This window comes from Prochlorococcus marinus str. MIT 9211 (genome assembly GCF_000018585.1).
GTDB classification, from domain to species: Bacteria; Cyanobacteriota; Cyanobacteriia; order PCC-6307; family Cyanobiaceae; genus Prochlorococcus_D; species Prochlorococcus_D marinus_B.
The window spans coordinates 170,526-191,867 of record NC_009976.1 but is presented as its reverse complement, the minus strand read 5'-3'; the positions used below and the strand labels follow the sequence as shown (position 1 = coordinate 191,867).

The 21,342-nt window shown below is 39.3% G+C and carries 24 protein-coding genes; 11 read left to right on the top strand and 13 right to left on the bottom strand.

What is annotated here, in order from left to right; translation table 11 throughout:
• Window position 1 precedes the first annotated feature (1 nt).
• The 4 genes from P9211_RS00985 to prfB all read right to left on the bottom strand — a co-directional run bounded on the left by P9211_RS00985 (window position 2) and on the right by prfB (window position 2,361).
• Window positions 2-424 (bottom strand): diacylglycerol kinase family protein, encoded by a 423-nt coding sequence (locus P9211_RS00985; protein WP_225866222.1) that lies wholly within the window; start codon window positions 422-424, stop codon window positions 2-4.
• A 35-nt stretch (window positions 425-459) separates the two neighbouring features.
• Window positions 460-1,029, bottom strand: coding sequence for an rRNA maturation RNase YbeY (gene ybeY, locus P9211_RS00980; RefSeq protein WP_012194756.1), 570 nt, complete (start codon window positions 1,027-1,029; stop codon window positions 460-462).
• An 8-nt stretch (window positions 1,030-1,037) separates the two neighbouring features.
• Window positions 1,038-1,229 carry a DUF3285 domain-containing protein gene (locus P9211_RS00975; protein ID WP_012194755.1) on the bottom strand — a complete coding sequence of 64 codons (192 nt, stop codon included), beginning with the start codon at window positions 1,227-1,229 and terminating at the stop codon, window positions 1,038-1,040.
• Between the two features lie 3 nt (window positions 1,230-1,232).
• Window positions 1,233-2,361 (bottom strand): peptide chain release factor 2 gene (gene prfB / locus P9211_RS00970; protein ID WP_143703319.1). Its coding sequence is split into 2 segments (ribosomal slippage): window positions 1,233-2,285 and window positions 2,287-2,361, totalling 1,128 coding nucleotides; the frame shifts between segments, so codons are not numbered across the junction.
• A gap of 80 nt (window positions 2,362-2,441) precedes the next feature.
• Here prfB and grxC point away from each other — a divergent pair.
• Both grxC and gshB read left to right on the top strand, forming a co-directional pair.
• A complete protein-coding gene (gene grxC / locus P9211_RS00965; protein ID WP_012194753.1) occupies window positions 2,442-2,696 on the top strand; it encodes a glutaredoxin 3 in 255 nt (84 codons plus the stop codon).
• 13 nt (window positions 2,697-2,709) lie between these two features.
• The gene (gene gshB, locus P9211_RS00960; protein WP_012194752.1) at window positions 2,710-3,636 is read left to right on the top strand and encodes a glutathione synthase; all 927 of its coding nucleotides are present in this window, start codon (window positions 2,710-2,712) and stop codon (window positions 3,634-3,636) included.
• Here gshB and P9211_RS00955 read toward each other — a convergent pair.
• Window positions 3,616-5,013 carry an isochorismate synthase gene (locus P9211_RS00955; protein ID WP_012194751.1) on the bottom strand — a complete coding sequence of 466 codons (1,398 nt, stop codon included), beginning with the start codon at window positions 5,011-5,013 and terminating at the stop codon, window positions 3,616-3,618. The two genes, gshB and P9211_RS00955, sit on opposite strands and share 21 nt — an antisense overlap.
• 79 nt (window positions 5,014-5,092) lie before the next feature.
• Here P9211_RS00955 and menA point away from each other — a divergent pair, with 79 nt between their 5' ends.
• From menA to P9211_RS00940, 3 genes are read left to right on the top strand one after another with little or no spacing between them, the layout of a single operon-like run.
• A complete protein-coding gene (gene menA, locus P9211_RS00950) occupies window positions 5,093-6,064 on the top strand; it encodes a 2-carboxy-1,4-naphthoquinone phytyltransferase (RefSeq protein WP_012194750.1) in 972 nt (323 codons plus the stop codon).
• A gap of 5 nt (window positions 6,065-6,069) precedes the next feature.
• Window positions 6,070-7,038 carry an o-succinylbenzoate synthase gene (locus P9211_RS00945; RefSeq protein WP_012194749.1) on the top strand — a complete coding sequence of 323 codons (969 nt, stop codon included), beginning with the start codon at window positions 6,070-6,072 and terminating at the stop codon, window positions 7,036-7,038.
• The gene (locus tag P9211_RS00940) at window positions 7,035-8,279 is read left to right on the top strand and encodes an AMP-binding protein (RefSeq protein WP_012194748.1); all 1,245 of its coding nucleotides are present in this window, start codon (window positions 7,035-7,037) and stop codon (window positions 8,277-8,279) included. The genes P9211_RS00945 and P9211_RS00940 overlap by 4 nt, the downstream gene beginning before the upstream one ends.
• Before the next feature lie 36 nt (window positions 8,280-8,315).
• Here P9211_RS00940 and P9211_RS00935 read toward each other — a convergent pair whose 3' ends face one another.
• Window positions 8,316-8,759, bottom strand: a complete 444-nt coding sequence (locus tag P9211_RS00935) for an acyl-CoA thioesterase (protein WP_041391335.1) — start codon at window positions 8,757-8,759, stop codon at window positions 8,316-8,318.
• A 13-nt stretch (window positions 8,760-8,772) separates the two neighbouring features.
• Window positions 8,773-9,957: an NAD(P)H-quinone oxidoreductase subunit H gene (locus tag P9211_RS00930; protein WP_012194746.1), complete on the bottom strand. Its 1,185-nt coding sequence runs from the start codon at window positions 9,955-9,957 to the stop codon at window positions 8,773-8,775.
• 45 nt (window positions 9,958-10,002) lie between these two features.
• Here P9211_RS00930 and rsmH point away from each other — a divergent pair, with 45 nt between their 5' ends.
• The gene (gene rsmH / locus P9211_RS00925; RefSeq protein ID WP_012194745.1) at window positions 10,003-10,920 is read left to right on the top strand and encodes a 16S rRNA (cytosine(1402)-N(4))-methyltransferase RsmH; all 918 of its coding nucleotides are present in this window, start codon (window positions 10,003-10,005) and stop codon (window positions 10,918-10,920) included.
• A gap of 3 nt (window positions 10,921-10,923) precedes the next feature.
• On the opposite strand, the gene P9211_RS00920 is transcribed toward rsmH, so the two are convergent.
• On the bottom strand, window positions 10,924-12,096 hold the full coding sequence (locus tag P9211_RS00920; protein WP_012194744.1) for a cysteine desulfurase family protein: 1,173 nt from the start codon (window positions 12,094-12,096) through the stop codon (window positions 10,924-10,926).
• A 74-nt stretch (window positions 12,097-12,170) separates the two neighbouring features.
• Between P9211_RS00920 and P9211_RS00915 the strand changes: the two genes are divergently transcribed.
• A complete protein-coding gene (locus P9211_RS00915) occupies window positions 12,171-12,899 on the top strand; it encodes a response regulator transcription factor (RefSeq protein ID WP_012194743.1) in 729 nt (242 codons plus the stop codon).
• Between the two features lie 62 nt (window positions 12,900-12,961).
• Here P9211_RS00915 and bchM read toward each other — a convergent pair whose 3' ends face one another.
• Both bchM and P9211_RS00905 read right to left on the bottom strand, forming a co-directional pair.
• A complete protein-coding gene (gene bchM, locus P9211_RS00910; protein ID WP_012194742.1) occupies window positions 12,962-13,675 on the bottom strand; it encodes a magnesium protoporphyrin IX methyltransferase in 714 nt (237 codons plus the stop codon).
• Window positions 13,676-13,702: 27 nt separating this feature from the next.
• Window positions 13,703-14,854, bottom strand: a complete 1,152-nt coding sequence (locus P9211_RS00905) for an N-acetylglucosamine-6-phosphate deacetylase (RefSeq protein WP_012194741.1) — start codon at window positions 14,852-14,854, stop codon at window positions 13,703-13,705.
• Between the two features lie 60 nt (window positions 14,855-14,914).
• On the opposite strand from P9211_RS00905, the gene purE reads away from it, so the two are divergent.
• Entirely contained in the window at window positions 14,915-15,472 is a 558-nt protein-coding gene (gene purE, locus P9211_RS00900; protein WP_012194740.1) for a 5-(carboxyamino)imidazole ribonucleotide mutase, read from the top strand.
• Window positions 15,473-15,495: 23 nt separating this feature from the next.
• Here the strand turns inward: purE and cysC are convergent, their stop codons facing one another.
• On the bottom strand, window positions 15,496-16,128 hold the full coding sequence (gene cysC / locus P9211_RS00895; RefSeq protein WP_041391329.1) for an adenylyl-sulfate kinase: 633 nt from the start codon (window positions 16,126-16,128) through the stop codon (window positions 15,496-15,498).
• A gap of 57 nt (window positions 16,129-16,185) precedes the next feature.
• Entirely contained in the window at window positions 16,186-16,512 is a 327-nt protein-coding gene (locus P9211_RS00890; RefSeq protein WP_012194738.1) for a translation initiation factor, read from the bottom strand.
• A gap of 44 nt (window positions 16,513-16,556) precedes the next feature.
• Here P9211_RS00890 and trpB point away from each other — a divergent pair, with 44 nt between their 5' ends.
• Window positions 16,557-17,807: a tryptophan synthase subunit beta gene (gene trpB, locus P9211_RS00885; RefSeq protein ID WP_012194737.1), complete on the top strand. Its 1,251-nt coding sequence runs from the start codon at window positions 16,557-16,559 to the stop codon at window positions 17,805-17,807.
• A 19-nt stretch (window positions 17,808-17,826) separates the two neighbouring features.
• Here trpB and P9211_RS00880 read toward each other — a convergent pair whose 3' ends face one another.
• Window positions 17,827-18,180, bottom strand: coding sequence for a rhodanese-like domain-containing protein (locus P9211_RS00880; protein ID WP_012194736.1), 354 nt, complete (start codon window positions 18,178-18,180; stop codon window positions 17,827-17,829).
• A 74-nt stretch (window positions 18,181-18,254) separates the two neighbouring features.
• On the opposite strand from P9211_RS00880, the gene P9211_RS00875 reads away from it, so the two are divergent.
• Both P9211_RS00875 and P9211_RS00870 read left to right on the top strand, forming a co-directional pair.
• Window positions 18,255-19,859, top strand: a complete 1,605-nt coding sequence (locus P9211_RS00875; RefSeq protein ID WP_012194735.1) for a DUF3352 domain-containing protein — start codon at window positions 18,255-18,257, stop codon at window positions 19,857-19,859.
• A 299-nt stretch (window positions 19,860-20,158) separates the two neighbouring features.
• Entirely contained in the window at window positions 20,159-21,295 is a 1,137-nt protein-coding gene (locus P9211_RS00870) for a citrate synthase (protein ID WP_012194734.1), read from the top strand.
• Window positions 21,296-21,342: the final 47 nt, after the last annotated feature.

The following is a 21,342-nucleotide window of genomic DNA, read 5'->3' as shown; positions in this document are numbered from 1 at the left end:
CTCAACGGGTCAAGCGCATTAGAAGTGGAGGAGCAATTAAAAGCAAAGCAATAACTAAAGAACTGAGAGATGCCACCAGTACTGCTGCTGCAGAGCAATCTTTTGCTATTCGCGCCAAAGGATGAAAGCGCCTACCAATAGCAAGGTCTACCACTGCTTCTATAGAAGTATTGATTAATTCCAAAACTAATACAGCCATAATTGTAAGAACAAGTATCGCAAGTTCTGAAAAGGGTAATTTCAACCAAATGCTTAAAGCACTAACTAACGAACCAATGACCAAATGAATTCTAAAGTTCCTTTGACTTACAAAACTATAAGCAATCCCTTGAGCTGCATATTTAAAACTAGAAGGCAAATCTTTAGCTATTTGCCATGACCCTCTTTTAGAAGACCATTGCGCATGAGTCGCTAGGTCAGCAATATTGTCTGCTTCAGAATGAGTGTTATCTGTATTTATCAAGGTTGTAAGCCTCTAGAAACAGCAATTTGAGAATCATGGTTGATCTGGAGAAGCTTATCTTGAAAACTCAACATCTGATCAAGACTATGTTCATTTAAATGATCCCATCCCAACAAATGTAAGAGTCCATGGCTAACAAGCCAACACAATTCCTTGTCTAAAGAATGGTTATTTTCATCCGCTTGTTTTTGAGCTGTTTGCACAGAAACGATAATATCTCCTAACTCAAGGAAATGATTGGGTGGTGGAGCAATACTATCTTGATCAATCACAGGAAAAGAAAGTACATCAGTAGGCTCTTCTTTTGCTCTCCATTGCTGATTAATTTTCATTATGCTCTTATCATCAGTAAATTGAAGTCCAATACTTAAACAATTCACTGACCTAACTATTGCTGGGCATAGGTAATTATCATTTCTACGAACATAGTCAATCCAAACCTTCAAATTACTTCGCCATAACGCTTCATTATTAAAAAAAATATTATTAATAAGATGAGCATCTTGATAGCTATGAAAAACAAGATCCAAATCTATTTCAAATCTATTTTCACTAGCTGAAAGCATGAGGAAAATTACTGTGGAAGGTTTGGTCTGCCGAGGGCAGCAATCACTAAAATAAATCCTATAAACCCAATGGCTGTCAACCCAAAATGAAAAAGGCTCTGACTTCCCTTCCTTACCATATTTTTCATAGCCAATTTGACAAAGCTTGGTGGTGGGGTCTTCTTTGCAGAAGAAGTCTTTGAAAAAGAGTTTTCAGTCATTAACTAATTCTCATGATCATTCTGTTTATTGTCTATACCTTTTAAGAGCAAAGCCTGAATAAAAGGGTCTAGATCTCCATTCATAACTCCCTCAACATCAGTTGATTCCTTGCCAGTGCGTAGATCTTTAACCATCTGATATGGATGAAACACATAATTTCTAATTTGATTGCCCCATGCTGCTTCGACAATGTCACCTCTTATATCTGCTATCTGAGAGGCTCGTTGTTCTTGCGCAATAATCATCAATTTTGCTTTAAGCAATGCCATAGCTTTTTCTTTATTTTGCAATTGAGAGCGTTCTTGTGTACAACGAACTGCCAAACCTGATGGAAGGTGAACAATGCGTACCGCCGTTTCTACTTTATTAACATTTTGGCCACCCGCTCCTCCAGAGCGACTAGTAGTAATCTCCAAATCCTTTTCAGGAATATCTAACTCAACTTCTTCTTCAAGTTTAGGCATAATCTCTACACCGGCAAAACTTGTCTGACGTTTACCATTTGCATTAAAAGGAGAAATTCTCACTAAACGATGCGTCCCCTTCTCGTTTTGTAAATATCCATAGGCATAGCGGCCGTCAATCTCCAAGGTCGCACTTTTAATCCCTGCTTCTTCTCCTTCAGAGAGCTCATCTACAGTTACTTTCATACCATGATCATCTGCCCAGCGGGTATACATCCTTAAAAGCATTTGTGCCCAATCTTGTGCATCAGTCCCACCTGCTCCTGCATTAATCGATAAAACGACTCCCTCTTTATCGTATTGACCACTCAAAAGACGTTCAAGCTCCCAAAGATCAAGATCAGATTTCAAGTTATCTAACCCTTTAATCGCCTCAGCAAGCATCTCATCATCTGGCTCAAGCTCATATAACTCCAGTGAAACTTGTGCATCTTCTATAGCCGCATCCCAGTCAACCAATTTCTTTAACTGCGCTTTGACTTCATCAAGCCTTCTCATCTCTTTCTTCGCCTTCTGCTGATCATTCCAAAATTCAGGTTGAGAAGCAATCTGTTCCAGATCTTTCCTTAGTGCATTTAATGCTGGAACGTCAAAGACAGTCCTGAGCATTGCCCAGGCGCTTAGTAAGTACAGAGAGGTCTCGTTTGAAATCTGACAGATCTTGCAATTCTTAAAAGTCAAAAGTCACTTAAGAAACTATAAGCAAAGTTGACGCACATGGGATGATCTTCAAAGAATCATGCTCACATGGCACAAGTTGAGATTTACACCTGGCAATTTTGCCCTTTCTGTATACGCGCAAAAAATCTTCTTAACAAGAAAGGCGTGGATTACAAAGAATACCCAATTGATGGGGACCCAGAAGGACGTTTAAAGATGTCCGAACGAGCAGGTGGACGTACAACTGTCCCCCAAATATTTATTAATGAAAAAGGTATTGGAGGCTGTGATGAGCTTTATGCCCTGGAAGACAGCCATCAATTAGACAGTCTTTTGAACTAATCCAATTAACACTATGAAGCAACTCTTTGTGCTTGATCCTATTAAGCACATAAATCCGATCAAAGATTCTTCTGCCGCTTTGATGGAAGCTGCACATAAGGCTGCAATTGAAGTTTGGATATGCACTCCATCAGATTTGCAGGCCAAAGGGAATAAAGCAGGTGTTTGTGCAAGTCATGTTGACCCAGAGCCATGGATCACTGTGCAAGAGCCTCAGAATCTTGCTCTCAATGAATTTCAATGTATTTGGATGCGTAAGGACCCTCCAGTGGATGAAGCCTTTTTATATGCAACTCACTTACTCGAAGTTGCTGAACGTGAAGGAGTCCTAGTTCTGAATAAACCTGCCTCTCTCAGAGCATGGAATGAAAAGCTTGGAGCACTAAGGTTTAGCAAATTAATGGCTCCTACACTAGTCGCAAGCAGAGTTCAAGAATTGAAAGACTTTGCACAAGAACAAGGGGAAGTAGTTCTAAAACCACTTGGAGGAAAAGGTGGTCAAGGGGTTATTCGAATCGCAACAGGAGCACCTGGCCTTGAAGCATTACTTGAATTGGTAACGTTGCAAGAAAATCTACCTGTAATGGTTCAAAAATTTCTTCCAAAAGTATTAGAAGGAGATAAACGCATATTATTAGTCAATGGTCAACCATTTGGAGCCATCAACCGACGACCTAAAGATGGAGATTTTCGAAGCAATCTTGCCCTAGGAGGTAAAGCAGAAGCTACAGAGTTATCATTACGCGAGAAAGAGATTTGTGAAGAGCTTGCTCCTGCACTAAAAAAGGAAGGACTCTTTTTTGTTGGTATTGATGTTATTGGCGGCATGTTAAGTGAAATTAATGTCACCAGTCCTACAGGTATCCGAGAAGTGGAGCAGCTTATGGGAATCCCACTCTCCGAACAAATTATCAGTCAATTACTTGACAAGTTTAGTTAATGATTCAGATGAAACATGATCAGCCATAACACCAAGTTTCAACTTAACTTCTTGCAACTCTTTTTCTACTACTGATCCCTTTACAAGTCCTGCTCCAGCTATTAATTCGAGACTTGTACCTCTAGCATAAGCACATCGAATAGCGACTCTAAACTCTGCATTGCCAAGATTATCTATCCATCCTATAGGGGCGGCATAATTCCCTCGATCAAAAGATTCAAGTGTTCTCAACCACTTAAAGGCCTTAGGCCTTGGTAGTCCAGCGACTGCTGGTGTTGGATGCAAAGCATCTGCAAGTTGAAGCGGCGAAAGACCTTTATTCATTGCAGTAATTGGTGTATGTAAGTGAACTAAATGGCCATGCTTAGCCAAACGTGGACTCCTTGATCTATACGGTTCTAACCCTTGTTGAATCATTTGATTATGAATCGAACTAACAACTAGTTCATGTTCTCGCAGGTCCTTATCTGAACGAAGTAAATCGTAGCCATCATCATCTTTACTAGCAGTTCCAGCAAGTGCATCAGTTCTAATTAGGCCGTTCCTACAACTTAGTAGACGTTCTGGAGAAGCTCCAAAGAAAGACTCATCACTAGCTCTCTTCCATAAGAAGCGACAACTTCCTTGTTGACGAATGCGAAGATTAGACAAAACAACGAGAGGGTTTAATGGTTCTTTAAGTACAATTGACTCTTTGACAGCAAGAACTAATTTTTTAAGTTCACCAGAATTAACCAAATCAATACCCTTTGCGAGAGCTAGCCGATAATTGTTTTGCCAATTTTGAGATATTGAAACCCCCAACATATTGATCGATGTAAGCCAGACCTGCTTAGAACTTGTAACCAGTTTTTCACGCATTAACCAAAGCTGTTCGACAAAATCCCTAACATCTGCTTCATGAGCAACAACAGCGTTCAAACGCAACCAACTTTGACCGGTCTGACGGGTTAATTGCCAAGAAGGCAAAATAGCTTGAACAGCAGGAATGTTTTTTGTACCAATTTTAATTTCAGTGGTTTGTTCAAAAAATGTAAAGGCAAGCAAGACTCTAGGTTTTGCATGGCTTGGTGCCTCTGGAGTTCCATCTATAAGCCTATTAAGTGTCTCATCACTGAATCTTTGAGCTAATTCAAATCTTCTTTGACCAACTAATTCAAAATTCTGACATTTGCCCGCAGCTGCAAGAGTTAATCCTGGAGAACTATCCCAAAGGAAACTAAAATGGTGCCTATCAGCAATTACAGGTAATTGAGTTAACGGGTCAACACTTTCTAAAGGCAAGGCCAGGCTCAAAACACAGTCTTCAATTCGCCTTAAAGCCCAAGCTCGTAAAGACGCTTGCAAAAATTCACTAAAAGTTGGGCCACATTTCATACCTAATTAGGCACTGATCAACGAGACTGATCAAATGTATAAACCATAATTCAGATTAAAGGGAGGCATTCAAAAACCCATGCAAGACAAAAATGCTGTTGCATCACTTCACGCCTCCAAAGTCAATACAAACAGACTTTGGGAAAAAGCAATTAAATGGCCTTTATATTCAGTAGCTGTCATGCCAGTACTTTTGGCCGGTGGCTGGAAGCAAGGTACTGGTGAAATTATTCGTATTGACCAATTAATTGGTTTTCTAGTGGCATCAATACTACTTTTGATTTGGGAAAATCTGACTAATGATCTTTTTGATGCAGAAACCGGTGTTGATGAATTCAAGTTTCACTCTGTAGTTACCCTGACTGGGAAAAAACAATTAGTTCGATATTTGGCTTACCTGATGCTTCTACTAGGCATGCTAGTAATGCTAATGCTTGCTTTAAAAAGTAGTTCTGCAGTCTTTTTCTTAGTTGTGGGAAGCTGTGTCCTGGGCTATTTATATCAAGGTCCCCCATTTAGATTGGGATATCAAGGACTAGGAGAGCCTTTATGCTGGCTAGCTTTTGGCCCGCTAGCAACAGCGGCAGCATTATTAGTCCTCTCTCCTAGGGCTATAGATGAAACCACAATTCCATGGACAACAGCAACCATGCTTGGTGCAGGCCCTGCTCTTGCAACAACCTTAGTCCTTTTTTGCGCGCAATTTCATCAAGTAAATGAAGATGCAGCCCATGGAAAGCAAACCTTGCTAGTTCGACTTGGCACAAAACGTGCTGCCTTGCTTGTCCCATGGTTTGTATCTATCAGTTTTGCATTAGAACTTTTACCAATCTTGTTTGGTTACTGGCCAAAATCAGCTCTTTTAGGCGCAATTGGAATCCCTCCAGCAATTGCTCTAATACGTCTGCTTAAAAGACACCACAACAATCCGCGTCTGACTAGTGAAAGCAAGTTTTTAGCATTACGGTTTCAAACTCTCAATGGCTTAGGCCTAAGTGCAGGTTTTGCACTTGCACCTGTTATAGGAATGGACTTTTTGCATCATTTTTAGAAAATATGTCCCTATTCCTACAAATTAAGCCTTTTGCTTTCCAACTATTGATGCCTCTCAGAACTTCTCAGGGGATTCTCCGTGACAAAAAAGGTTTTCTTATACATCTACAGAATGAAGACAAAGAATCTGGCTGGGGAGAAGTAGCACCTATGAAAAACGCAGAATTAAACTTGTGCGCAGCAATACTTAAGAGTCTTGGGAGCACTCCCTCTAGGGAAAAACTAGAAAGAAATTTAGCAACTTGGCCAGGGTCATTAAGCTTTGGTATAGGCGCAGCACTTGCAGAATTAGATTCTCTTGTGGGACATAAATCAAGCCAAGATTGGTTGAAAACCTCTCAATCAGCACTTCTCTTACCTACAGATAAATCTCCTGTCCTATTTCTTGAATCAATATTAAAAGACTCACAGATAAAGAATGAGAACCTAACTATCAAGTGGAAAGTTGGAAATTCACCTATGGAAGTTGAAAAAAAATTGCTAGGAGAAATTTTAAGGCGACTACCGCAAAATGCCCATCTCAGACTCGATGCGAATGGTGGCTGGGATCGCAAACAAGCAATGGATTGGGCAAATCATTTATCCACTGAACCAAAACTTGAGTGGATTGAACAACCACTTCCTGCTAATGATATTTCAGGCCTTGAGGAATTATCTACTAAAATTCCAGTAGCACTTGATGAATCTCTTCTACTCAATCCTGTATTGAAAGAAACTTGGCAAAGTTGGCAAATTCGGAAGCCATTGCTTGAAGGGGACCCAAGAGTCTTATTAAAAGAGTTAACTAACAATGTCGGCTATAGAGTTATAAGCACCTCGTTCGAAACTGGTATAGGACGTCGTTGGATTCATCATCTGGCAGCATTACAACAAAAAGGGCCAACGCCTACAGCTCCTGGTCTGGCACCTGGATGGTGTCCAGACAGTGCAATGTTTAGCGCTAATCCAGAGTCAGTATGGGACGCCGCATGACACAGCTCATAACTCTTACTTGCAAACCGGAAGAAGCAGAAAAATATATAACAATGATTGATGCTGCAATCGACAATGGTGCATGGGTACAATTAAAACCTATAGATAGAGTTGCAAGTTTAATCCACAAAAACTCACTCCCAAAAGGTCCAGGGGTGCTCATCTTCAGTGGCGGTAGTACAAACAAATCCCAACAATGTCTACTTCCTTATAGTCATCTTAATAAATCAGCTATAGCAACTGGTCAATGGCTAAAGGATCAAGGGCTAGAGCCAAGAGAATGCAATATTTTCAATGCATTGCCAATACATCATGTCAGTGGATTAATGCCTTGGTGGCGTAGTCGATGTTGGTCCTCCAGGCATATTTTCATCAAGCCTGCATTAATACACAATCCCAAGGAACTTAACCGAGTCTCCAGCGATTTCATGAAAGGGAACCAAGGACCACGTATTACATCTTTAGTTCCCACTCAACTCAAGCGTTTACTAGAGGATCAAGCAGGAAAAAGTTGGCTGCGATCCTTCGCTGTTATCTGGATAGGCGGATCTCCTATACCAGAAGCTCTACTTACAAAAGCAAGAGATTTGGGTATTCGCCTATCTCCTAGCTATGGATCTACAGAAACAACTGCCATGATTACAGCACAAAGTCCTGAAGATTTTCTTGCTGGCGAAATCAATTCTGGCACCCCTTTAAAAGATATCGAATTACGACTTGGCTCAAACAATAGACTGCAAGTCCGTACGACAAGGTTAGCTATAGCATCTTGGCAGAGTGGAAAACTTAAGCCACTCATTGTGAATGATGATGGTTGGTGGGATTCTGCAGATATTGCTGAATTAAATAGCCATCAAGGTATAGTTCATCTAAAAATCATAGGAAGAGTCGACACGGCAATCATTTCAGGAGGAGAGACTGTTTACCCTGAATACCTACAATCCCAATTACTAAAGTTGGCACGTCAGGAGGAAATACCTATCCAAGAAGTATTGTTTATACCAATTCAGAGCAAGGATTGGGGGCAAAGGTTAGTTGCTTTAATCCGTTTCAAGCATGCAATGAATAGGAATCAATCATTAGAGGCAAAGTCTCAGCTTGAAACCCTTGTAAAAAAATGGGTTCCAGCTGAGCGACCAGTTGCTTGGTACCAATGCCCCGAACTTCAAATGAATGAATGTGGGAAGTGGGAGTTCGCAAAATGGCAAACGTGGCTCAAAGGGAGAGAAACAGGTATTTAGTTATAATTTAAGACATCACAGTAATACAGTTTTCATTTAATCAATGCAAAGCGACTCTGCTAGCCAAGAATTGATTTTCGTTGATAACTCGCAGCAAGATCTTGTTTGAGAGTTAATTGCTTGGTGTTGAATTAAAGCCTGGGCAACATAATTGTCACCCCGTTTAAATTTAAATGTTACTTGAAAACTACCTGCTGAAATTTTTTTAGGAAGTAATTCAATAGAGATATGATCTCCTGTTTGTAGAGGTTTCCAAAAGTCTGCTTCACAATGAATAATTGGTAACGCAACCAATGGTTGTTTCTCTTTATTTAAGATATTTGGAAAGACATCAGCGGCTTTTAAACCATATCTCTCTAGACTTTCCTCCCAAGATTCATGACACCATCGAAGAAGTTGATAAAAATGTATTACACCTGCTGAATCTGTCTCACCAAAACGAACAATGCGTTCCAAATAAAGCCAATCTGCAGGAAGCAAGGAGTTCAACAAATTAACGGTCCACTGAACCCATAATGACGTCTATTGAGCCAAGAATCGCCATTATGTCAGCAACTTTGGCACCTTTAAGAATATGAGGAAGAATCTGGAGATTATTTAAATCTGCAGCTCGTATTTTAAATCTCCAAGGTGTTACATCATTGTTGCCTTGAATAAAAACACCAATCTCACCTTTACCAGATTCTAATCTCGTATATAGCTCGCCATCTGGAATTTTAAAAGTTGGAGCTACTTTCTTGGCTACATATTGATAGTCAAAGCCTGCAAATTTACTTCCTTTTCCTTCTAACATTCGAGATGCTTCAAGGTTTTCAGTAGGACCACCAGGAATCATCTCACAGGCTTGTAACAAAATTTTGAGAGATTGTCTCATTTCCTCTATGCGAACTCGGTATCTAGCAAAGCAATCTCCTTCAGTTGCAGTGGATATAGACCAGTCGAAATCGTCATAGCACTCATAATGATCCACTTTACGTAAATCCCATGACACTCCTGAAGCACGTAGCATTGGTCCAGAAAGACTCCAATTAATAGCTTCTTCACGTGAGATAGCACCTAAGCCTTCAATTCGTCTACGAAAAATTGGATTATTAGTGATCAATTTTTCATATTCATCAATCTTGGGTCCAAACCATTTACAAAAATCCGTACATTTTTCAAGCCAGCCCGATGGTAAATCACATGCAACTCCGCCTATACGAAAATAATTGTTGTTAATCAATCTTTGTCCTGTTGCAGCTTCCCACAAGTCATAAATCATTTCGCGCTCTCTAAAAATATAGAAAAAAGGTGTCTGGGCTCCTACATCAGCCAAAAAAGGTCCTAACCAAAGCAGATGATTAGCAATGCGATTGAGTTCTAGCATTAAGACTCTTATATAACTAGCTCGCTTTGGTACAGAGATCTTTGCTAGGCGCTCAGGAGCATTAACAACAATTGCTTCATAAAACATGCCAGCCGCATAATCCATACGACTGACATAGGGAACAAACATTACATTTGTTCTGTTTTCAGCAATTTTCTCCATCCCTCGATGAAGGTATCCAATAACTGGCTCACAATCCACGACATCCTCACCATCTAGTGTGACAACTAAACGCAACACACCATGCATTGAAGGATGATGGGGACCAAAATTGACCACCATTGGCTCCGTTCGCGTTTCAAGTTGCGACATGGGGCCTGCTCTCAAAAAGTAATACCTCAATATTAGGAAGGTCTCATGAAAGATAAAGTTAACGTTGCCACTTCTACGTTCAACCACACACCTGTTCTGGCAAATGAGCTCATTGAAATCATCAAAAAACTACCTGAAGATCTCATAAAAAATTGCTTAATAATTGATGCAACAATTGGCGGGGGCGGCCATTCTTCTTTAGTTCTAGAAACATTTCCAGGTATTAGCGTTATTGGTCTTGATCAAGATCCAAAAGCTGTAGCTGCTGCCTCAGAGCATCTGAAAATATTTGGAGACAGAGCAAAAATTGAAACTACCAATTTCTCAAATTTCACTCCTTCCAAAAAAGTGGCTATGGTTTTTGCAGATCTGGGAGTCAGCAGCCCCCAATTAGATGAAGGGTCAAGAGGCTTTAGTTTTAGGTTGAATGGTCCATTAGATATGAGAATGAACCAAATAGATGGAACCAATGCTGCAGAGTTAATCGACAGGCTAAGTGAGAATGAATTAGCAAACCTAATCTTTAAATATGGAGAAGAAAGGTTTTCTAGACGAATCGCAAAAAGAATAAAACATGATTTAGCTAAACAAGGTCCTTATTCAGGAACAATTGCCTTGGCATACGCAATTGCAGGATGTTACCCCCCTAAATTACGTAATCGTAGAGTTCATCCAGCCACTAAAACTTTTCAAGCATTGCGAATTGCTATTAATCATGAATTAGATGTATTAAGTGTGTTGCTAAAAAAGGCTCCAGAATGGCTTTTAGATGATGGTTTATTTGCTGTTATTAGTTTCCATTCTCTAGAAGATAGACTGGTTAAAAAATCTTTTTTGACAGACACACGCTTAGAAAGAATTACCCGAAAACCATTAATAGCCACCACAAATGAAATCTCAATTAATCCCAGAAGTAGAAGTGCGAAAATGCGAGTTGCTCGAAGAATAGAAGCTATTAAGTAAATGCTAACAAGTAGACCCTTCTCTTAATTGGCTGATAACTTGCGAAATACAATATATTGCTTCTTTAATATCTTCAATATTCGTGTCTCTGCCTAAACTTAATCTTAAAGAGGCTTCTGCCTCTTTAAGAGACAATCCTATCGATTGCAAAACATGTGAAGGGGAACCATTACTACAGGCAGATCCACTACTACAGGATATAAAAGGCTTTAAAAGTTTATGTAAGCGACCACCGCTGACATTTAAAACAGTAAAGTTAAGATTGTGAGGAAGACGAGCAATCATTGATCCATTAATCTTCAAACCCTGGTTGCTTTTTTGCAAACCATCCCAAAGTTGATTACGAAGATCTTGGGATCTAAAGAACTGTTCATCTAATTGACTTATTGCAATTTCAGCAGCTTTGGCTAAGCCAATAATCAATGGTACAGGCATAGTCCCTGGACGAATACCATTCTGTTGACCGCCTCCCCATTGCAAAGGTTGAATAGGTAGATCTTCATTAATAATTAATGCACCTATGCCTTTTGGCCCATAAATCTTATGACCACTAATACTTAAAAAATCAATCCCTAAGCTATTAAAATCTATAGGTATATATCCAAATCCCTGAGCAATATCACTATGCATAATGATTCCTCTTTTCTTACACATTGAGGAAATTTTTTCAATAGGTTGGATAACACCAATTTCATTATTGGCAAACATTATGCTTACCATAAAAGTATCATCTTCAAATGCATTCTCTAATCTATCTAATGAAATTATTCCATCCAAGTTAGGCGATAATTTTGTAACTCTGAATCCCTCTCTTTGGAGCTGTTTAAGAGGATCAAGAACCGCATAATGCTCAGTCGAAAGTGTTATTAAGTGTCCAGGCTTTCCAACTTCAATCGCTTTCGCGCGAGCATAACCAAGCAAAGCTAAATTATTAGCTTCTGTAGCTCCACTTGTAAAAATCAACTTTTCTGGCTTAATCCCTATAAGAGAAGCTAATTTTTCTCGTGCATTGCTTATTGCAGCCGAAGCATACAAACCAGAACGATTTTGCCGATTGGATGGATTGCCCCATAGGTCTTGCCAATATGGACTCATGGCATCCAAAACCATTTGCGAACAAGGTGTTGTCGATTGATAGTCAAAATCCAGTGGTTTTTCCGGCATCACCCCAGTCATGAAAATCACTACAACCTCAATATCCTGAGTGATATTGCTTCTAGATTCTCTACAAGTCTTAATTCTTGAATTATATGACTGAATCCAAAACCCCTGATTTAGAAATTCTTAAACTTCCTCGAATTTTATTAGTGGATGATGAACCTGGTATCAGAACTGCTGTCCAGGCGTACCTGGAAGATGAAGGTTTTGCGGTTACAACTGCAATCGATGGTGAAGAAGGATGGCAAAAAGCTCAACAAATTGTCCCGGACGTAGTGATTAGTGACGTAATGATGCCTCGCTGTGATGGATATGGTCTACTCAAAAGACTGCGTGAAGACGAAAGGCTAGGAGGTACCCCAGTAATTTTCTTAACCGCCAAAGGAATGACTATTGATCGTACTCAAGGCTATCAAGCTGGAGTGGATGATTACATCCCTAAGCCATTTGACCCAGATGAATTGATTGCAAGAGTAAGAAATGTCGTTAAGCGTCAAGAGAGACTTTTAACAGAAGCCGCACGTTTTGCCGATACGGATGTAAGTCAAATGGCCAAGCAAATAACTGAAATTCGTTCAATGCTTACGCAAGGCGATAAAAACAACTCCAAAAAAGATTTGATAATCCCAAACTTTACCCCCAGGGAAGAAAGTGTTCTTCAATTAGTTGCAGAAGGTTTGATGAACAAAGAAATTGCTAGAAAACTAGAAACTTCTATTCGAAATGTAGAAAAATATGTGAGTAGGTTATTTATCAAAACTGGAACCTCTAGTAGAACAGAACTAGTAAGATATGCACTGGAAAATAATCTAGTGACCTAAACAAGACTAGAAGAAATTTGTTTTAATCTATTTTTAGATTTGAGAAAACCTAAGTATTTGACTTAATTCTTTCTGAATTCAATTAATTGTGAAAAATAAAAAGGTGCTTGATTAAGTTTACGACGAAAAACATTAAATCCCTTCCGTTTTGCAGCATCTACAATTCCAGATTCTCGAAGAATATAAGCCCGTGTTGTCTTGCTTGGTCCAGGGAAAAATTGTCCAATGGTTTTTAATAATGCCAGAAATGGTGTGTAAGGAGCAAAACTCACAATCAACTTTTCTCTACTCAAGCTACAAAGATGCTCAACCATTTCTTCTGCAGCTTTTTGTTGATAATGAATAAAAACATCGAGACAAACAACTGTATGAAAAGAGCCTCGTAAACTTTCAAGGTCTGAAGTATTAAAAGTCATACGGTCAAGATCCAATCCTGCTAATTCAGCTCGACGACGAGTCTCCTCAACCATTGCTTGAGAAATATCACTTGCAGCCACTGAAGCTGCACCTAATGAAGCTAATGGCAAAGAAAGACTTCCAACACCACAACCTGCATCACAAAAACTCATTTCACTCACACGACCAGATTCCTTAATCCAAAGCAAAACATCATCAACCGTTTTTTGATGGCCTATGCGAATATTCCGTTGAACCTTATTTACATCATCACTATTGCTATATATCCGATTCCACCTTTCGAAGCCAGTGCCATTGAAGTATTTAACAACATCTGCTTTTTCGGCCTGCTTAAGCTGATTCTGGCTTTCACTTGTCATCGAAATTAAGCTTTAACGATGAAGATACTACTTAGCATGATTCCAAGTTAACTCTTCAGACTCAATATCTAGGTTCCATCTCAACAATTGATTTAATGATTTTCCAACAAGAAAATCTTGAACAGTATCTCCTTTATTCAAAGCAATGCGCGGAGCAACCGTTGCAGACCAAATGGCAGCGGAATTCTGATTTGTCCACTTAGCAAAACGCTTACAAGCAGCCAATAATGACAAAGTCGTTCCTACTAAAGTGCCATCCTCAAGCGAGCAAAAATTGTTTTTTACTATTAATGATCGATCATTCCATTGAAATTTTTCTTGAGCAAGACCATATGGACTTAGAGCATCGCTAACTAAAACAATCTTTTCTGGAGCAAGTTTCTGCAATATTTTTAAGACCTTTGGGTGAACATGTATACCATCGGCGATTAAACCAATTGAAATATCACCATTTGCGATGGCTTCACCTAAAGGTCCGGGAGATCTATGATGAATACCCGGCATAGCATTAAAAGCATGAGTAATCATGCTGACCCCATGGTCAAATGCTAATGAACTCAATTCAGCATCAGCCCCCGAGTGGCCTAAAGAAACCACAACCCCAAGATCTATTAATTTTTGAACAACTTCGAAAGACCCCAAAAGTTCTGGAGCAAGCGTAACAATCGCTATTTCAGTCTCAAACTCTTGAATTCGCTCATGTAAAGAAGAAAGCGTAGGATTGATGAGGAAATCCGAGTCATGAGCTCCAACATAATCCCTTGATAAGAAAGGGCCTTCTAGATGAGCACCAATGAGCCTGCATGACTTATCTGAGACTCTTTTACGGGCCTGGTGTAATACTCCCAAGGACTTCCTTAATGAAGAAAGACTGCATGTCACTATTGTCGGACATATCTCATCAACACCTTCCATCCATAGGCGATCAAGTAACTTATTAATATTTGGCAAATCCTCGCGATCAAGAGCATTAAACGAAACCCCTAGCCCCCCATTGATTTGAAGATCGAGACCCATTGGACTCAACCAATCTCCATGCCAATTCTCCTCCTTATCAATTGAGCTAGAGCTTGGCTCAATTGATCGAACAATATCCCTTGAATCTAATAAAACAGACCAACAGCAATCTGCATTAGCCGTGAAAGGAGTTGGTAAACGAATATTATTAATCCAATGCATAAAATTTCACTCCTCTATAAAAGCTAGTGCGCAATTAATGAAGTCGCGTCATTATTAATAATGATCCCTGCTTCTAGAAACTTGCCTTCAGCAGATGCTGAACAAACACCAGTTGTAGCTGTTGTAATGGGCAGTGACTCTGATTTACCTACTCTAAAGCCAGCCATCGAAGCTTTAGAAGATTTCCAAATCAAAGTAGAAGTACGCGTGCTCTCGGCTCATAGAACACCTAGAGAAATGATTTGCTTCGCCCAAGAAGCCGAAGCAAAATGTCTTAAAGTCATTATTGCTGGAGCAGGTGGAGCAGCCCACCTACCAGGGATGATTGCATCACTAACTACTCTTCCAGTAATTGGAGTACCTGTAAAAACAAAATCTCTTTCTGGAGTTGATTCCCTACACTCAATTGTGCAAATGCCTGGAGGAATTCCCGTGGCAACTGTGGCCATAGGAGGGGGGTTAAATGCAGGCTTACTAGCAGCTCAAATTTTAGCTCTATCTGATCAGAATCTTCAAATTCAGCTCGTAAGTTATAGAAAAAAAATGCATGACCAAGTCATTAATAAAGATCAAAAACTTAATGAAATGGGGGCCAATGATTATTTATCAAAAATGTAATTATGCTTTTTCAAGATTTTGCATTATTCCTCAATGATATTTAGTTCACTTAACTTGCAAAGAACATCTTGAACACATTTATCTAAATCCCTAGAACCAGTTTCTATGTTTAATTCAGGAGAATCAGGCTCCTCATAGGGACTTGAAATCCCTGTAAAATCTTTGATTTCGCCTTTACGAGCCTTTGCATAAAGTCCTTTTGTATCTCGCTCTTCGCAAGTTTTTAAATCAGCTGAACAAAAAACTTCAATAAAATCTCCTTTGTCGACAAGTTGCCTCGCGGCATTTCTATCAGATCGGAATGGAGAGACAAATGCCGTTAAAACAATAATTCCTGCATCAAGAAATAATTTCGCAACTTCACTGATACGTCTAATATTCTCCTCTCTATCTACATCAGAAAAGCCCAAATCTTTACATAGTCCATGCCTAACATTGTCACCATCTAAAACATATGTGGAAAATCCTTTTTTAAACAAAGCAGCATTGACTGCATTTGCCAAAGTACTTTTCCCAGAACCTGACAAGCCTGTAAACCAAAGAATTACACTTTTATGAGATCTTTGTCGGGAAATGTCGGCACGGGTTACCGAGGCTTCATGCCAAACAATATTTTTAGATCTTGAGGTTGCTCCTCCTGCAGAAGCTTTATTCATGAGATTTGTAAATTTGATCATCCATTCTCCCTTTCGATGGACCAAAAAGTATGAAATTTAACTTCCAGATTTTTTTGGGTGGTAACCCTCTTCTTTTAAAAGTTCTAAAACAACTGAAACCTGATCACCTTGTAATTCGAACAAGTCTCCTTTGATAGTTCCGCCAGTTCCACAACGAGATTTCAAAAGTTTTAAAAGTTTTTTGGCTTGATCATTATCCCGAGTCGTAAGTCCACTAATGACAGTTACGGTCTTGCCACCCTTACCCACTCTTGTCTTTTGCACACGAACGGGAAGTTGGGATTTAGATTCAATTTGAAATGAGCTTTGAAGTGTCTGTTTTACTGCAGTATCCTCAAATTCACGCCAGCTTCCTTTAGGCATTTGGCTAATTCCTAATCTTTTAATCTATCTTCGGTCCTTTTAAGGTGACAAGCACGCTACCCTCGCAACCAAAGGATATGGAACTCGCAAACAGTTCCCGACCATCGGTCCATGGACGATTTGGTCGATTTGGAGGTCAATATGTGCCTGAAACTCTTATGCCAGCTCTTGCTGAACTAGAGAAAAAAGCTGCCGAAGCATGGCAAGATTCTTCATTCACAAATGAACTATCTCATTTATTAAAAACCTACGTCGGTCGAGCAACCCCTTTATATGAAGCAAAGAGATTAAGCCAGCACTACATGAGCAGAGAAGGAGGGCCAAGAATTTGGCTAAAGCGAGAAGATCTCAATCACACCGGGGCTCACAAAATCAATAATGCTCTAGGACAAGCTCTTCTAGCAATAAGAATGGGCAAAAAAAGAATCATTGCAGAGACAGGTGCTGGCCAGCATGGAGTTGCAACAGCAACGGTATGTGCACGATTTGGACTGGAATGCGTCATATATATGGGTCAAGAAGATATGGAAAGACAAGCTCTAAATGTATTTAGAATGAAACTACTAGGAGCAAAAGTTCAATCGGTCACAGCTGGTACAGCCACTTTAAAAGATGCAACAAGTGAGGCAATTCGCGATTGGGTTACTAATGTCGAATCAACTCATTACATCCTTGGATCAGTAGCAGGCCCACATCCTTATCCAATGTTGGTTAGAGATTTTCATTCAGTCATTGGAGAAGAGACTAAACAACAATGCAAAGAGGCTTTTGGCCGATCACCTGATGTACTACTGGCATGCGTCGGAGGAGGTTCAAATGCGATGGGATTATTCCATTCATTCATAGAAGATCTTTCAGTAAAAATGATTGGTGTTGAAGCTGCTGGAGATGGGGTAAATACCAAACGCCATGCTGCAACAATCACCCAAGGGAGTGTAGGAGTACTTCATGGGGCTATGAGCCTTCTTCTTCAAGACAGTGATGGACAAGTTCAAGAAGCCCATTCAATTAGTGCTGGGCTTGATTACCCAGGCGTAGGACCTGAACATAGCTATCTGAATGAAATAGGTCGGGCAGAATATGTAGCTGTTACAGATAAAGAAGCTTTAAATGCCCTTGAACTAGTCAGCAAATTAGAAGGAATTATTCCTGCCTTAGAAACAGCCCATGCTTTTGCATGGCTAGACACACTTTGCCCTTCTCTTGCCCCAGGTACTGAAATAGTTATTAATTGCTCTGGTCGAGGAGATAAAGATGTCAATACTGTTGCAAAAAAAATGGGCTTTGAAATTTAATTTGCAAACTAATTCCTAATCAATATCTTGGTACCGATGGGTCAACATCCAAGCTCCAGGAATCAATGCCTCCTGAAAGATTCCAAACCTCACAGCCACATTTCTGCTCGATCAACCAAATCCCAAAATTCCAACTACGAATTCCAGAATGACAAATGACGACAATAGATTGATCATCGGATATTTGTCCCAAAAAATCATCGGCCCACTCAACAGCCTCACTTAAAGGAATGTTTAAGACTTTATGGGAGAAAGGAGCTATTAAAAGTTCTTGTTTCTCCCGAACATCTACTAAAAGTGGTTTTGACGAATCATTTTGCAGCCATCTATCCAGTGCTCTAGCAGATATTTCTTTTGGATTGTTCTGAGTCATTTCTTTATTTTGGCTAACTTAAAAGAGATTAAATGCAGATAAGAAATAAGATCTAAATATCTCTTTATTTGGCAATGAAGGCACGCACCTTCCTAATTGCATTAAGTGTCACAATAGGGTTATTGCTCATCATCTCTTTTGGTATTTGGAGGGGCGCTGCAGCTCAAAGCCCATTAAACCTAAAAAATGAACCAATAACACTACCCTCAACAGCAAAGTTTTTTCCTAAAGAAGCACTTTTAACAATTCATTTAAAACTTGATGTAAATCGTTTCCCTAGATATATCGAGGCTGTTGTTCCTGAGAAGAAAAGAAATAAAGCACGAAGTGAAACTGTAAAGATAAGAAATGGTTTCTTTGCACTTGCAGGCCTAGACTTTGAAAGGGACTTATCGTCATGGGTTAATCCTAAATTTAGTTTATCAATTATTAAAGTTAATGGAGAGCAAGAACATTTTGGCTGGCTATTAGCTATTCAAGGTGATGACAAAGAAGGTCCTTCATCATTTATGAAAAGTTTTTGGGATAAAAAAGTTTTAGATGGGGAAGATGTGTTGCAAGAAAATTACAATAATTTTGAGATTTATTCTTATAACGACCCTTTATTTCCTAAAAAGAGAAAAGAGATCTCAACTACAATTGTAGAAGATAAAGTGGTTTTAGCTTCATCGGAAAAGGTAATCCTGAAAAAAGCAATAGATACTTCAAAAGATCCACAATTAAGTCAACTAAATGATCAAGAGCTTATTCAATCAATTGAAAAAATGAATACTGGCATAGGTCTCATTAATGCTTCTGAAGAAGCACTTGAAACCTTGCTTGATTTACCAAAATCTCTGACTCAGAAAAATTCCTTAGAAAGGCTTGTAGCGTCAATTAAGGCTGAAGGTCCTGAATTATTATTAGATGGGTTATTTAAATTTAAAGAGAGCGGAACGGAGATTAAAAGTCAAAGAGAATCTGCAATAAGCTTAGTCAATGGTTCAGGAGGACCTATTCAAGATATAGCTATCTTAAGTGAACCCTTTAAATTAATAGATAGTGCTAGTGAAGACCCAGAAGCAAAGTTATTAGGCCCTATATTAAGGCAATACATCAATGATCTAGATTCTACTGCTATAAATAGAATAACTAATTCTGAAAAAGGTCCATTAGTCTGGATTAATGAGGATGCTGGATGGATTATAGGGACTAAAGACAATTCTCAGGATTTAGAAATAGATAAATCTCTAAGAAGTAATGGATTCTCTAAAAGTTCACTTGCTTTAAAGGAAAAGAAAATAGATGTCTGGTCAAAACTAGCAATAAATAAATCTGGTAAATATGACAATATAATCAATAATGTTGAAATAATATTGTCTCAAGAGAATGAAAGTAATTGGTGGGGTAACAATATTGCCGCTTTAGAACAAAGGCTGCAAGTTAATTCATTAACGAATAACAATAAAAGATTTCAGAACTTGATTTCTAATGACGGAAATTACTTTGATCAGCAAGTTTTTCTAGGTCCTACTTCATCCCAAAAAATACTTAGCGACTGGAAACCTTGGAAGCTTCTCCAGGCAGTAATAGGTCACTCACTCAAGCAAAATATTAAAAGCATAGCCATCTCTATAGGGGCATCAAAAGATGACATAGAACAGACAATTAATTTTCATGCAAAGCTTTTACTAGGTTGATTTATATTTTTTGCATAATGGAATCGCGGTTCCCATAAGAGTATTCTCACATAATCTTAGAATGCCTTTGATAGCAAAGATAATGGTGATAGACAAAATGATGGGGAAATTTAACACCCTGGTATTTCAAGAGATAAGCTTTTTATAAGTCAATAAATTAGGGCTATATGGACAGCAGTATCAGAGTGTCTGAGAAAGCCATCTAGAACTTCGCGAATAAAGTTTATATTTGGAAGTATGTTTATATATAAAGATTCTGGAGGAGCTCAGCCATAGAAAATAGTCAAGAAAGAAACACTATGGTTTTAAGACCTGGGCTTGAGGGAGTCCCTGTCACCCAATCATCCATTTGTCAGATTAATGGGAACGAAGGGCATCTGAGATATCGAGGGTATGCAATTGATGAGCTGGCCGCAAGAAGTAGCTTTCTGGAAACGACTTATCTACTGATTTGGGGGAATCTTCCAAACCCCGATGAATTAAGAAATTTCGAAAAGGAAGTCCAAATGCACCGTCGACTTAGTTTTCGAGTCCGAGACATGATGAAATGTTTCCCGGAGTCTGGACATCCTATGGATGCATTGCAATCCAGTGCCGCTTCATTAGGTCTTTTTTATTCACGACGCGCTATTGATGATCCTCAATATGTATATGACGCAGTAGTGAGATTAATCGCAAAAATACCAACAATGGTTGCAGCTTTTCAATTGATTCGAAAGGGTCAAGACCCAATACAGCCAAGAGATAATTTGCCTTACTCTTCTAATTTCTTATATATGCTTACTGAGCAAGAACCAGACCCTCTTGCTGCCAGAGTATTAGACCGCTGTTTAATCTTGCATGCTGAACATAGTCTTAATGCCAGTACTTTCAGCGCGCGCGTTACGGCAAGCACTCTGACAGATCCCTATGCAGTAATAGCTTCAGCAGTAGGGACACTAGCTGGTCCTTTACATGGAGGCGCTAATGAAGATGTGATAGCGATGCTAGAAGAAATCAAAACTCCTGACCAAGCAGGACCATATTTAGACAATGCGATAAAAAATAAAAGCAAGATAATGGGTTTTGGCCATCGTGAGTACAAAGTAAAAGACCCCCGAGCCACTCTTTTGCAAGAATTCGCAGAAGAATTATTTGCGAGATTTGGTAAAGACGAAATGTACGATGTGGCCAAAGCAGTTGAAGCAGAAGCAACTACTCGTTTAGGTCCCAAAGGTATATTTCCAAACGTTGACTTTTACTCAGGTCTTGTTTACAGAAAATTGGGAATTCCCAAAGATCTTTTTACCCCTATCTTTGCCATCTCAAGAGTTGCAGGATGGTTGGCTCATTGGCGCGAACAACTAAGTGCCAATCGGATATTTAGACCTACTCAAATATATACAGGGGAGGAAAAGCGAACGTGGATCCCTTTAGACGAAAGGTCGAATAATTAATACGACTAAATTAAATCTCAGTACCTACGAGAAATGTTCACTACCCT